The 13156-nt window shown below is 60.9% G+C and carries 14 protein-coding genes; 10 read left to right on the top strand and 4 right to left on the bottom strand.

Features of this window, described 5'->3' with window-relative positions; all coding sequences use genetic code 11:
- Nucleotides 1-53: 53 nt before the first annotated feature.
- Nucleotides 54-710, bottom strand: a complete 657-nt coding sequence (locus QM600_RS02615) for a GNAT family N-acetyltransferase (protein WP_283259929.1) — start codon at nt 708-710, stop codon at nt 54-56.
- 147 nt (nt 711-857) lie between these two features.
- Here QM600_RS02615 and QM600_RS02610 point away from each other — a divergent pair, with 147 nt between their 5' ends.
- From QM600_RS02610 to QM600_RS02590, 5 genes are all read left to right on the top strand, one after another.
- Nucleotides 858-2231: an MFS transporter gene (locus QM600_RS02610; protein WP_283259928.1), complete on the top strand. Its 1374-nt coding sequence runs from the start codon at nt 858-860 to the stop codon at nt 2229-2231.
- Entirely contained in the window at nt 2218-3714 is a 1497-nt protein-coding gene (locus QM600_RS02605; RefSeq protein ID WP_283259927.1) for a pyridoxal phosphate-dependent decarboxylase family protein, read from the top strand. Before QM600_RS02610 ends, QM600_RS02605 begins: the two co-directional genes overlap by 14 nt.
- A gap of 96 nt (nt 3715-3810) precedes the next feature.
- A complete protein-coding gene (locus tag QM600_RS02600; RefSeq protein WP_283259926.1) occupies nt 3811-5100 on the top strand; it encodes a class I SAM-dependent methyltransferase in 1290 nt (429 codons plus the stop codon).
- Nucleotides 5101-5164: 64 nt separating this feature from the next.
- Nucleotides 5165-6394 (top strand): lipase family protein, encoded by a 1230-nt coding sequence (locus QM600_RS02595; RefSeq protein ID WP_502942856.1) that lies wholly within the window; start codon nt 5165-5167, stop codon nt 6392-6394.
- Nucleotides 6395-6445: 51 nt separating this feature from the next.
- Complete coding sequence (locus QM600_RS02590) at nt 6446-7117, top strand: DUF1345 domain-containing protein (protein ID WP_283259924.1); 672 nt, start codon at nt 6446-6448, stop codon at nt 7115-7117.
- Nucleotides 7118-7124: 7 nt separating this feature from the next.
- Here the strand turns inward: QM600_RS02590 and QM600_RS02585 are convergent, their stop codons facing one another.
- On the bottom strand, nt 7125-7754 hold the full coding sequence (locus QM600_RS02585; RefSeq protein WP_283259923.1) for a LysE family transporter: 630 nt from the start codon (nt 7752-7754) through the stop codon (nt 7125-7127).
- Nucleotides 7755-7860: 106 nt separating this feature from the next.
- On the opposite strand from QM600_RS02585, the gene QM600_RS02580 reads away from it, so the two are divergent.
- Together QM600_RS02580 and QM600_RS02575 are read left to right on the top strand one after the other, a co-directional pair.
- Nucleotides 7861-8517, top strand: coding sequence for a nitroreductase family protein (locus QM600_RS02580; RefSeq protein ID WP_283259922.1), 657 nt, complete (start codon nt 7861-7863; stop codon nt 8515-8517).
- A complete protein-coding gene (locus QM600_RS02575; protein ID WP_283259921.1) occupies nt 8511-9065 on the top strand; it encodes a dihydrofolate reductase family protein in 555 nt (184 codons plus the stop codon). The genes QM600_RS02580 and QM600_RS02575 overlap by 7 nt, the downstream gene beginning before the upstream one ends.
- Nucleotides 9066-9080: 15 nt before the next feature.
- Here the strand turns inward: QM600_RS02575 and QM600_RS02570 are convergent, their stop codons facing one another.
- Entirely contained in the window at nt 9081-10487 is a 1407-nt protein-coding gene (locus QM600_RS02570; RefSeq protein WP_283259920.1) for a WS/DGAT/MGAT family O-acyltransferase, read from the bottom strand.
- A 253-nt stretch (nt 10488-10740) separates the two neighbouring features.
- The gene (locus QM600_RS02565) at nt 10741-10968 is read right to left on the bottom strand and encodes a hypothetical protein (RefSeq protein ID WP_283259919.1); all 228 of its coding nucleotides are present in this window, start codon (nt 10966-10968) and stop codon (nt 10741-10743) included.
- A gap of 204 nt (nt 10969-11172) precedes the next feature.
- Between QM600_RS02565 and QM600_RS02560 the strand changes: the two genes are divergently transcribed.
- The 3 genes from QM600_RS02560 to QM600_RS02550 all read left to right on the top strand — a co-directional run.
- Nucleotides 11173-11574: an ArsR/SmtB family transcription factor gene (locus tag QM600_RS02560; protein WP_283259918.1), complete on the top strand. Its 402-nt coding sequence runs from the start codon at nt 11173-11175 to the stop codon at nt 11572-11574.
- Nucleotides 11571-12665: an ACR3 family arsenite efflux transporter gene (arsB, locus tag QM600_RS02555; protein ID WP_283259917.1), complete on the top strand. Its 1095-nt coding sequence runs from the start codon at nt 11571-11573 to the stop codon at nt 12663-12665. Before QM600_RS02560 ends, arsB begins: the two co-directional genes overlap by 4 nt.
- Nucleotides 12666-12756: 91 nt before the next feature.
- Nucleotides 12757-13156 (top strand): arsenate-mycothiol transferase ArsC (locus tag QM600_RS02550; RefSeq protein WP_283259916.1); only part of this gene is annotated, 400 nt, incomplete at its 3' end.

Here is a 13156-nt window from a genome sequence, read left to right as displayed (position 1 = left end):
AGATCACGTTCGAACAGGACCTGGTCTCACGGAGGGAACACGCGGGATCATTCTCACAGAATCTCGAGCATGGATCGAAAGGATTCGGAACCATTTACGACGACGGGTTCGATAGGGCGCACAAAATCCGAGGGATCGAGGGTGAGGAATTGCTGCACCGTCATCCGGCCTGAATCGGTCAACCGATCCATACTTCCCGCATCTCGGTAGCCGATTTTCCGGGACACGGTGAGCGATGCAGGATTGTCCGCAAAGGAGGTCGAGGTGATTCGCGTGGCACCCAGGTAGTCGAAAGCGAACGCGCACATCGTTTGCCTGGCGAGAGTGCCGAGACCACGTGCCTGAAATTCCTGCCCGATCCACGAGCCGGTTTCGCCGGTACGAGTCTCCGGAAAGTTACTGGTAGAGAGTCCTTGGCAGCCCACTATCCTGCCGTCGAGCCGAATGACGGTTTCGAAAGTCCATGCTGTGGGAGTCATCGACCCGCGAATCGACCAGTGGTACTGCATGAATCGTCGAGATACTTCGTCAGGCGTCCCGTTGGTCCACGGCACGACGAATGGCATCTGGCCCGCCGGATGGATGCCGGCTCGAATCAGTGCGTCGAGTTCGGGTAAGTCCTCGTCTTTCACCGATTCAAGGCTGAGCGGTCCGCATGAAATCGTGACACCGTGCGGCGGCCAGATCGGCGCCAAAGGCTGGATTGTCATCTCGAGGACCTTCGGTTGTGTGCGCGGGATCGTCGGTGTGCTCGTGCCGTCCAAGTTTTACATGCGGTCGGAGAAGAATATGCGGACTTAGCGTCTTCGAGATTCTTTTTGCTTCGAGACTGGAGTCGGGCACATAGTGTGTGGACGGTGACCACAGAGAAGCCCGTGCAGAGCGGTGAGCACCGAGTCGACGGACGGCTGTCGAAGGGCGTTGTTGCTGCCTATGCCGCCGGAAGCATCGGGACCGGAGGATTTGGTGTACTTCCGGGGTTGGTACTGGCGTACTACCTCACCGATACTCTCGGTGTGGCGGCCGGATTGGCGTCGTTGGTGGTGATTGTTCCGAAGATCGCGGACGTCTTGATAGATCCGTTGATCGGAACCGTCAGTGATCGAAGTTCGCATCGAACCGGTACCCGCGTGCCATTGATGCTGGTCGGGTCGTTTGCCCTTCCGCTGCTGTTCATCCTTACCTTTGCGGCACCGGTATCCGGCGGGCCCGGCGTCGGAGCCGCCTGGGTGCTGGTGTTCTTTCTTCTGGCGGCAAGCGCCTACAGCCTTTTTCAGGTGCCGTATATTGCGCTAGCCACCGAATTGACCGGTGATTATCACGAGCGCACCCGCCTGATCTCCGTTCGAATAGCCGTGCTGGCCTTGGCAATTCTGTTGATCGGCGGAGGTGGCCCGGCGTTGCGCAACGTAGCGGGCGGCGGAGCTGCGGGTTATCTGGTGATGGCTGTGGGTGTATCCGCAGTGATGTGCTGCGCGATGCTCTGGGCTGTGTACGGCGCCGCCCGTCGCACCGTGACTCGTGCCGACGCTCCGGTGGGTTCGCTTCTTTCGCAATACCGCGATGGGTTCGACGCAATTCGCAGCACTCGATCGTTCCGATTGCTCGTGATCGTTTTTGTTCTCCAAGCTCTCGCGACGGCGGTGATGTTGGCTGGGGCTCAGTATCTCGCTACCTATGTGATGGGAAACGAAGATGCCATCACCGGATTGTTTGCGGCCTTGGTCGGACCGGCACTGCTCATCATGCCGCTGTGGTATCGCTACTCGCGTCGCCACGGCAAACTTCGCGGCTACGTTTTGTCGTCGATCATCTTTGTTGTCGCGACACTGTTTTTGGCCTGTGCAGCGTTCGGCAGCGGAGTCTGGATCTATGGCGCAGTCGGGTTGGCCGGCGTCGGGTACGCCGGTATGCAGGTTTTCCCGTTGGCAATGCTTCCCGAGGCGATCGAGGACGACGCCCGGATCGGCGGACGTCAGCGAGGCGGTTCGTTGAGCGGAATCTGGACTGCCGCAGAAACGGCAGGCCTCGCGCTCGGGCCGGCGGTGTTCTTACTTTTTCTTGCGTCGACGGGCTTTGTGTCCTCGCAGGCCGGAAAGGCCGTGGACCAACCGGATTCGGCGATCACCGGGATCGCACTGGGCTTCTCGGTTGCGCCGGCTGTTCTGGTGATGATCAGCCTTGCCGTATTGCGCGCCTACAACACACAGGAGAACGATGACCGCCACTGAAACAACATCCATCGAGCGTCGGTCTGCCGAAGTGCTCGAGAGACTTCGTAGCCTCCGTGAAGACGACGCTCCCACCCACGGCGGTCGGGTCCTGTCGTATGTCTACGACAGCGGATTGGCTGCATTGGATCAGCTAGCCACCGATGCGGCCCGACTTGTGCAACCTGTCAACGGCCTTGATCCCACGGTGTTCCCGTCGACTGCAGTGATGGAACGCGAACTCGTCGGCTTCGTTCGTGGATTCCTCCATGGCGACGACGAGGTGGTCGGCAACGTCACCAGCGGTGGAACTGAAAGTTGCATTCTGGCAGTCAAAGCGGCTCGCGACCGTCGCGGTCTTCCGCCAGGGCAGGGCTCGCTGGTTCTTCCAACCACAGCTCACGCTGCGTTTCACAAAGCGGCGCATCTGCTCGGTCTGACGCTCGTGGTGGTACCCGTCGATCCTGCATCCGGCCGCGTCGCCGCTGCGGACATAGCGGATGCACTTCGCGAGGACACCGTACTGATCGTGGCCTCGGCACCGAGCTATCCGTTTGCAGCCCTCGACCCGATCATCGAGATTGCGGAAGTAGCTCGTGCACGATCAATTCCATTGCATGTTGACGCCTGCATCGGGGGATTGGCGTTGCCCTGGTGGGGTGAACTGCCCGCCTGGGATTTCCGAGTTCCCGGCGTTACGAGTATCTCCGCGGACCTCCATAAGTACGGATACTCACCGAAAGGTGCCTCGGTGATCCTGTACCGAGGACGAGATCTCCACCGTAAGCAGTACTTCGGTCTCACTTCGTGGCCGGGCTATCCCGTGGTCAACCCAACGTTGATGGGTTCCAAATCCGTTGCGGCGCTTGCCGGTGCCTGGGCAATTTCTCAGGTGCTCGGGGAGTCGGGATACGCAGGGTTGGTCCAGCAGGCAAAGCGGGCGACGGACTCCTTGGTGGCGGTAGTTGGCAGCATCGAAGGGTTGCGCGTAGTCGGAACACCAGTCGGCCCGCTGTTTGCCGTAGCCACTGACGAGTCGGTTCCGGTAGATCGGCGAGTGGATCCGCACCGCTGGGTTACAGCAGTCGGCACTCGAGGCTTTGTGCTGCAAGGGCAACCGGCGTCGACGCAACCCGATGGCACGGCGCTTCCCCGAACGACGCACCTGACCATTACCCCGGTCACAGAAAGTGTTCTCGATGAGCTGTCGAGTGCGTTGAAGCTGGGCGCCGACGAGGTTCGGGGACTGCCCGCAGCGGGTCCGCCGCCGGCATTGGCCGAACTTGCAGCTGCATTCGACCGCGGCGACGTAAGCGTCGACGATGTTCTTGCACTGCCGAGTGAGGCCGTTGCGGTAGCTCTCGCGTCGGCGGGGCTGGATCCGAAGGGCTCGGGGGACTCGCCGCTGGATATGGCGGCGGTCCTTGCTGCTGTCGAAAGCTTGCCGCGAGAGGTGACGACGCGTCTGCTGGTGGAATTCCTGGCGGGGCTCGTAGAACCGTGAGCGAAAGCTAAAACCGGACATACCGCGCGAAATTCTCCACGTTCGGGCGTAGGTTTTGAGTCAAGTGCTGACAGACTTTCTCAGGAGGGTTGGTTCGTGACTGGAGCTGCAACCAAGATTTTGACGGTGTTCGAGGAACTGGTGGGCACGAAACTGCCCATTCGTGTGCGTTGTTGGGACGGGTCGCAGGCCGGTCCGCCCGACGCGGCAGCTCGGGTCCATTTCCGTAACCGGCGTGCGTTGCGGAGAGTGCTCTATTCGCCTGACGAACTTGGTTTGGCGAGGGCGTATGTGTCTGGCGACTTGGACATCGACGGAGATATTTTTGCGCTGCTCGACGTGCCGGATCTGGTCTCGCAGATTGGTGAGCACAGAATTTCGGAGATGTCAGCGGGCGCAGTCCTGCGATCCGGTGCCACCTTGGTCAGCTTGGGCGCGTTGGGGTTGCCGCCGAAACCTCCGTCCATCGAGATGCGGCGCAAGCGAGGTCGGCGGCACAGTCGATCTCGTGACTCGGAGACAGTCTCGCATCACTACGACGTCGGAAACGCTTTCTACGAACTGTTTTTGGGTTCGAGCATGGTGTATTCATGCGGGTATTGGCCCACCGAGACTCAGACGCTCGAGGATGCCCAACGCGGAAAGCTTGACCTCATCTGCCGCAAACTGGGATTGAAGCCAGGGATGCGAGTGCTCGATGTCGGCTGCGGTTGGGGTTCGATGGCGCTGCATGCGGCGCAGAACTACGGCGTGGATGTGGTCGGGGTATCGCTCAGTCGCGAACAGGTGGAGTACGCGAAAGGGCGGGTATCCGATGCGGGACTGACGGATCGGATCGAAATCCGGGTGCAGGATTACCGCGACGTCGACGACGGGCAGTACGACGCGATTTCGAGTATCGGTATGTCGGAGCACGTCGGTTTGGCGAATCTGCCGATCTACACCGCCAAGTTGTACGGCTTGCTGAAACCTGAGGGTCGTTTGCTCAATCACGCGATTGCCTCGGTGAAATCATTGCCGGACAAGGTTGTTGACGGACGCAGCTTCATCGACCGGTACATCTTTCCCGACGGTGAGATCCTTCCGTTGAGTAAAACTGTTGACGCACTGGAACGTTCAGGATTCGAGACTCGGGACAGTGAGGCGCTTCGCGAGCATTATGCACTGACGCTGCGTGCGTGGGTGGCGAACCTTCGGGAGAACTGGGACGCCGCTGTCGCGGAGGTGGGTGCTCCACGTGTTCGTACCTGGCTGCTGTATCTCGCGGCCAGTGCTCTCGGCTTCCAGGAAGCCCATCGCCTCACGATTCACCAAGTGCTGGCCGTCAAGCCAGGCGCCCGGGGCGCCAGTGGGATGCCGAAGTCTAGGGAGGGATGGAGCCGATGACGTGGCATCTGACTGACGTGACGAGCGCACCATGAGAAGAGGATGGGCATTCGTCGTCGCGAGTATGGCGCTGTTGGTGGCGGTGCCACTTACCGCGCCGGCTCAGGCTTCGCCGAACGAGAACTTCTACAACGCAGACGCCGACGACGTGAGCACTCCCGGTTCGGTGATTCGGACGCAGCCACTTCCGCTCGCCGGCGCGCTCGCCGGTATCCCCGGAGTTGGTACGCGCGTGCTGTATTCGAGTACCGATACTCATGGCGCCGAGGTTGCAGTATCGGGCTCCTATCTCGAACCGGCTGCCAACTGGGCTGGGCCCGGTCCACGGCCGACGGTGGTGATCGGTCCCGGAACTCAAGGCCAAGGCGACCAGTGCGCGCCGTCGAAGATGTTTCCCACCGCAGGTCAATGGGACCCGGCGACAGGAAGTTTCGGCGTCAACTACGAGGCGGCTTTTGCTTTTGCCTTCTTGTCGCAGGGCATCCGGGTCTTTGTCACGGACTACATCGGACTCGGCACTCCGGGTGTACACACGTACGTGAATCGAAGTGAAGAAGCACACGCCATGCTCGACGGCGCCCGGGCAGCACTCGAGATCGCGCACGCGAACCCGAATGATCCGATCGCGCTGTGGGGTCATTCGCAAGGCGGGGGAGCTACTGCAGCGGCAACGGAACTCGCACCCGAATATGCGGCGGATCTGAATCTGGTGGCCAGTTATGCGAGTGCGCCCCCGGCGGATTTGGCGAGCGTTCTCCGGCACATCGACGGCACCGGTTTGATGGCCGCGATCGGATACACGATCAACGGTGTGGTGGACCGGTATCCGGAAGCGCGAGCGGCCATTGAATCGAGGTTGAACGACTACGGTCGATCGGTTTTGGCCGACGTGTCGGGGCAATGCCTGATCGATTCGAGAAGCAAATACGGGAAGCAGTCGACGGCGTCGTGGACGGTTGATGGTCGCCCCTTGGCCGACGTAGTCGAGTCGGTGCCCGAGATCTTGCAAGTCATCGAGGAACAACGCATCGGACGACGTACCCCGGCGTCGCCGATTCTGGTGAACGGCGCGATCAACGACGATTTCATTCCGTATGAGCAGACGCGTCAGCTCGTCGCCGACTGGTGCTCGCGTGGTGCGTCGGCAACGTTGTTCACGGATACCCTGCCTGCGGTGAATCAGGGGAGCGGAAACAACCATCTGGCGCCTGCCGTGGCCGACTTCGGGATCGGGATGGCGTACGTGCTCGATCGGTTCCACGGTAAGCCCGTAGTCGGTGCCTGCAATCTATGACTCTGCGCGCCGATCCGCACTTGTCGCGCATTGCGGTGGTTGACTGAAGCCGTGAATGGACGTTCGGAAGGTCTACCAGTCGTTCCCGTACCCCGGAGCGCGTTGGGGGCGGGGCCCGCTCTGCGGGTGGTGACAGGATTGATTCTGGGCGTCATTGCCGGGATCGTGGTGGCGTTGGTGGGGCACGCACGCTTTTCGTTCCTGATCGGTTGGGACGTTGCAGCCACGGTCTTTACCGTCTGGACGTGGATTCTGGTCTGGCCCTTCGATGCAACGTTGACGGCAAGCCATTCGACCCGCGAAGAACCGGCTCGCAACGTCGCTCACCTTCTGATTCTCGCAGCGGCCGTGGCCAGCCTGGTGGGCATTGCGTTCCTCCTGCTCGCATCCCCGGACGGTCGTCAGTATCAGCTGGTGGCAGCATCGATTGCCGTTGTCAGCGTGGTCATTTCATGGTTGGCCGTCCACACTCTCTTCGCGCTGGGGTATGCGCGTCTGTACTACAGCGGTCCGGACGGCGGCATCGACTTCAATCAGGAGGAGCCCCCCCGTTACAGCGATTTTGCCTATGTCGCGTACACAGTCGGTATGAGCTTCGCGATCTCGGATACCAACTTGAAGTCGTCGGACATGCGCGCGATGGCTCTTGGCCACGCATTGTTGTCCTACCTCTTCGGATCGGTGATCGTGGCGTCCGTCGTCAACCTGATTGCCGGACTCTGAGGCGGTTTCAGGCCACCGCGCGGCCGATATTCGAGAGGAAACCGGCCGCACCGAAGAACAGCCCGGCAAAAACACGGTTGGTGGTCTTCTGCTGTTTCGGTGACCTCATGAGCCGCAAGACGCGTGCTGCGAGTCCGGTGTATCCCGTCATCACAACTACGTCGACAATGCACATCGTCGCTGCAATGATCAGGTACTGGGGGAGGAGCGGCCTGCCCGGATCAAGGAACTGAGGCAAGACCGCGAGCATGAAAACTACCGCTTTGGGATTGCTGGCGTTGACCAGGAAACCTCGAAGCATCATCATCGGTCCGGAACTGGCCGCAGCTGATTCGTCGGTGGTTACTTCGGTGGGTGCAGACCGCCATTGGCGGATACCCAAGTACACCAGATATGCGACGCCGAACCACTTGATCATCGAGAAGGCGACGGTCGAGTTGGCAAGAATTGCGCCGACGCCGGCTGCAACGATTCCGATCTGAAGGAGTAGGCCGAGTTGCAGTCCGAGAATATTCCAGTAGCCGCGGCGTAGGCCGACGGCAAGACCCGACGACATCGAGGCGATCGCACCGGCGCCCGGGGACAAGCTGATGACCCAGCTCGCGCCGAAGAATGCCAACCATATATGCCAACTCATTACGTGTTTCCTTCTGGTTCGCGATCATCCGACGGGGAGTGCGCCGGGTCGGAAAGGGAGTCTAGATGCTGTTCCGCGTGGCACCGATCGGTGCCATGATCGAGCGATGAATGAATTCCCGGTTCTGGACCTGACTCCCGACGAATTACTGACGACGACGCGAACAGTACGTAAGCGACTGGACCTCACGCGGCCGGTTCCGTTGGACCTGATCAAGGAATGCCTCGAAGTTGCGCTGCAGGCCCCGTCGGGATCGAATCGGCAAGGGTGGCAATGGGTAGTGGTCACCGACCCGGATCTGCGCTCCGCGGTCGGGAAAATCTACAAAGAGGTAACCGACGAATATCTGCTGTCGCAAGGTTCGGCGGCGAAGCTGTTCGGCGACAATCCTGATCGGGCTTCGGTGCAGCAACGCGTCGGAACCAGCGTCGAGTGGCTCGGTGACCATATGGGTGATGTTCCGGTGCTCCTGATTCCGTGCATCAAGGCCGGCAAGACACTGCCCGCCGGAAACCAGGCAGGTTTGTGGGGATCTCTGCTTCCTGCCGTGTGGAGTTATGCGTTGGCGGCGCGAGCCCGCGGTCTGGGAACCGCGTGGACGACATTGCATCTGCAGCGTGAAGCTGAGGTAGCGGAACTTTTGGGCATCCCGGAAGGCGTCCATCAGGGTGCTTTGATCCCGACGGCCTACTTCACCGGAGAGACGTTCAAACCGGCGGCTCGTGAACCGATCGACAACATCTTGCACGTAGACCGATGGTGAACCTCCACTATGCGGCGATCGCTTCGCTCGACGGTTATGTTGCCGACAATAACGGGAACTTTGACTGGGCGATGCCGGATACCGAGGTGCACGCGTTCGTCAACGACCTCGAACGGGACGTGGGTACCTACCTGTACGGGCGCAGGATGTACGAGACGATGGCCGGGTGGGAATCGATGGACGGACTGGAATCATCCCCAGTTGCAGATGATTTCGGTCGGATTTGGCGCGGCGCCGACAAAGTTGTGTACTCCACGACGTTGCCCGAGCCCACGACTCCGCGGACGCGGCTCGAGCGGACATTTGATCCCGACGCTGTTCGCGCAATAAAGATGTCAGCCGCGCAGGACATTTCGATCGGTGGTTCGACTCTTGCCGCACAAGCGATTGCCGCCGGACTGGTTGACGAGTGCCATCTGTTCTTGTGCCCGATCAGCGTCGGTGGGGGATTGAGAGCACTCCCCGCCAATGTGCGACTGGATCTGCATCTACTCGCGGAGAAGACATTTGACGGTGGAGTGATCTACGTGCGTTATCGGCTCGGCTAGGTGATTCCCGGGAAGCTACAGGCCGATTGCAGCTTCGAGGTGGCCGAGTTCGGTGTCGAGGTGGTCGAGTAGGGAATTGAGGTCCGGGACCGCTTGCCGGCAGCTGGTCAGCCCGAAGACGATGTTGTCGTCGTTGCTGGTGCATGTGATGTTGAGTGCCTGCCCCGTCGTCGGGATCGACAACGGGTAGAGGGTGTCCAATCGGAAACCGTTCCAGTACAACGGCATACTCGGCCCGGCAATATTGGAGATGACGATATTGAACGGCGGTCGTTGTGGGCCCCGGCGGCCGAGGAACATTTCCACTCCGAGAGGGGCGACGCCGAGGGCACTCATCGCAAGAACCTGCACGGGGCTCATCGAGCGGAGCGCGGCCTTTCCGTCGTTCATACTGGTACGTACGGTTTCGAGGCGGTGTGCGGGCTCGGGAAGGTGGGTTGCCAGATTGCACATGAGCACCCCTATCCGATTGCCGGTGGTGTCGGTGTCGTTCTCGGGCGCGCGCAGCGAGACGGGAACCATCGCGATCATGGGTGTAGTCGGCAACGCGTCGCGGTCGTGCAGGTAGCCGCGGAGAGCGCCGGCGCACAGTGTCAGGACGATGTCGTTGATGGTGGCGTCGGAGTGCTTGGCCAGCAAGCGAATCCGTTCGAGGGGAAAGGTGCGGGCGGCGATGTGGCGGGTTCCGCCGATCGGGACGTTGAACACGGTGTGAGGTGCGCTGAGTGAGACAGCTCCGCCTTTGCCCCGCAACGCTCGGTCAATGGTGCCCACCGTTGCGGGTATCAGTCCGGCCGCCTCGCCGACTGCTGCCCGAGTGGCTCCCCATAAGGTCCCGGTCGATGTCGATGTCGATGTCGAATTGGAGTTATCCGGAGTTGGTACTGCGGTCACTGGACGCGGAACTTGCCAGGGCGCAGGCATATTCCGGCGGTTGGGGTCGCCGCTCATGCTCTCGCGGAGTAGCTTCATCGCGCTTGCCCCGTCGGAAAGTGCATGATGGATCTTGGTGTAGAAGGCATATCGGCCGTCGGAAAGTCCTTCGATCAGGTGCATTTCCCACAACGGTCGACTGCGGTCGAGCAACGTGCCGTGCAATCTTGACACCAACGTGGTCAGTTCCGTCATTCCCCCCGGAGACGGGAGGGCATCTCGACGTACGTGGTGTTCCAGATCGATGTCGTCGTCGGCGAGGTTCTCCCATCCCCACTGGCCGAGCGAAGTGATGGAACGACGGGCACGTTTGCGGAAGACCGGGGTAAGCCGACCCCCTGTCAACGCGGTATCGAACATCGAGCGCATGTCTGCCGCAGAGTCTCCGTCGGGTGGGGTGAAGATCGCTAGCCCGCCGACGTGCATCGGATGTTCGCGGGATTCGCCGAGCAGAAACAGTGAGTCGGTGGGTGCCATCGGTAACAGCATGCTGGTCCTTCGCTGTTTGTGAAGTCGGTGCTGGTTGCCGTGCCCGTTCTTCTGGAGCTGGTAATCGAGTGGGTGCGACACACCCGCAACGGTGCCTTTTATATGGCTTACGTCACAGTGTGGCGACTCGTGACCCAGTTTTACATCACCGTGAAAGTCGCGCCATTTGGTCAAATGTTCACTTGGTCAGGGGGTTTATGGGGATGGCAGGTCCGATCCTGTGGGCTTGAACTAAACCCGCCAGGCAGGTGATTTAACTCACTTTTGCCCCGTCACTGCGGTGCACGCCGGGTAGGACGAGACGGTAGCTGTACCCCGCTGGCGAGAACGAGATGAGGCTGTCGTAGTCGTGCGGCCAGGGGGCGACAGGTTCGCTACCGGCTTCGATGATCGCGGTGTCGAGTCCTCGGCGCCGCAGATGATGCGCCCCGGCCAAGTCGGACTGACCGCCACCGACGACGATTGCGTCATGGTGCGTCATGGTGCGTTATGAGAAGTTCTTTTCGGTCAGGAGGTGATCGGAGTTGTTGTGCGGGTTGTGCTGGTTGTGCTGATGGCAGGGATGCTGGCGGCGCTGATCACGGAGCCGATGATGGCCTAGCAAGGAGCAGTGTCGCATCGATGCGCGCAGACAGATGCTCTCCTGTTGGTTGCAAGCTACTTCGACATCTGTCAATATCGAAGTATGTCGAATCAAGATGTGGTGGAGACTGGCGCCTGCTGTTCGCCGCTGGTACGTGAACCGTTGACCGAGGACTGGGCCGGCGATCTGGCCCGTATGTTCAAGGCGCTCGGCGATCCCGTGCGTCTGCGCCTGCTCAGTCTGGTCGCCAGTCATGCAGGCGGAGAGGCCTGCGTCTGCGACATCTCCGACTCCTTCGACCTGTCCCAGCCGACAATCTCACATCACCTCAAAGTGCTGCGCCAAGCGGGACTCCTTGACTGCGAACGACGCGGAACCTGGGTGTATTACTGGGTGATTCCCGCTGCGCTGCGGCAACTCTCCGCAGTGCTTTTGGTCGAGGGTTCCACCGTGAACGCTGCTGACGTGTGCTCCGCTGAGGCAAGCGCGGAGGTCACCGCATGAGCAACGCCGCAACCACCGAACACCCTGCAGTCGTCGGAAAGCTCTCCACCCTGGACCGCTACCTGGCGGTGTGGATCGGCGTTGCCATGGTCGCCGGCCTGCTACTCGGACGATGGATCCCGGGTGTGAACACCGCCCTGGACAAGGTGCAGATCGACGGCATCTCGTTGCCGATCGCTCTCGGACTGCTGATCATGATGTACCCGGTCCTGGCGAAGGTCCGCTACGACCGACTCGACACCGTCACCGGAGACAAGAAACTTCTCGCCGGATCACTGGTTCTCAACTGGGTTGTCGGACCCGCGTTGATGTTTGCGTTGGCCTGGCTGTTCCTGCCCGACCTACCCGAGTATCGAACCGGCCTGATCATCGTCGGCCTTGCCCGCTGCATCGCCATGGTCATCATCTGGAACGACCTGGCCTGCGGAGACCGCGAAGCCGCTGCCGTTCTGGTCGCCATCAACTCGGTATTTCAGGTCATCATGTTCGCTGTTCTGGGCTGGTTCTACCTCTCGATTCTGCCCGGGTGGCTCGGCCTCGAACAAACCACCATCGACACGTCCCCGTGGCAGATCGCAAAATCCGTCCTGATCTTCCTCGGCATCCCGTTGCTGGCAGGATTCCTGTCCCGATTCTTCGGTGAACGCGCCAAAGGCCGTGATTGGTACGACAATACGTTCATTCCGAAGATCAGCCCCGGGGCTCTGTACGGACTGCTGTTCACGATCGTCGTGCTCTTCTCGATGCAGGGTGAGCAGATTACCTCGCAGCCGTGGGACGTCGTCCGCATCGCACTGCCGTTGTTGGTGTACTTCGCACTCATGTGGGGAGGCGGCTACCTCCTCGGCGCTGCAATCGGATTGGGCTACGAGCGCACCACGACCCTCGCATTCACCGCCGCCGGCAACAACTTCGAACTCGCCATCGCAGTCGCCATCGCCACCTACGGCGCCACCTCCGGACAGGCGCTCGCCGGAGTGGTCGGCCCGCTCATCGAAGTGCCGGTTCTGGTCGGCCTGGTTTATGTCTCCCTCGCGCTACGTAAACGCTTTGCCGTCAAAGAGGTTTCGCCCGCACCCACCGGTACGTAAGTCATCTACGTCACGGAGTCGCGGTGGATGAGCGCCGCGCTCATCCATCTTTCGCGCGCCACACCCCCGACAACCTCAGAAAGGAATCTCGATGAGCAAACCATCAGTGCTGTTCGTGTGCGTCAAGAACGGCGGAAAATCCCAGATGGCCGCCGGCCTCATGCGCAAAGCCGTTGGCGACCAGGTGAACGTGTATTCCGCCGGCACCGCACCCGGCGGCATGGTCAACGCTCTCGCCGCCGACACACTCCTCGAGGTCGGCGTGGACATCACCGGACAAACCCCAACGTTGATCGATCCGCAACTCGTGCGCGATGTCGACCTCGTCGTCACCTTGGGCAGCGAAGCGAAGGTCGAATCCACCGCGGGCACCGACTTCGAGAACTGGGACACCGACGAGCCGTCCGAGCGCGGCATCGACGGGATCGAACGGATGCGCCTGGTCCGCGACGACATCGCTGCCCGTGTCGACACCTTGGCCGCCCGCCTGA

The sequence above is a fragment of the Rhodococcus sp. IEGM 1379 genome, from assembly GCF_030056815.1.
Taxonomy (GTDB): domain Bacteria; phylum Actinomycetota; class Actinomycetes; order Mycobacteriales; family Mycobacteriaceae; genus Rhodococcus_F.
Note: the sequence above shows the minus strand (reverse complement) of the source record. Positions and strands in the feature narration are given on the sequence as shown.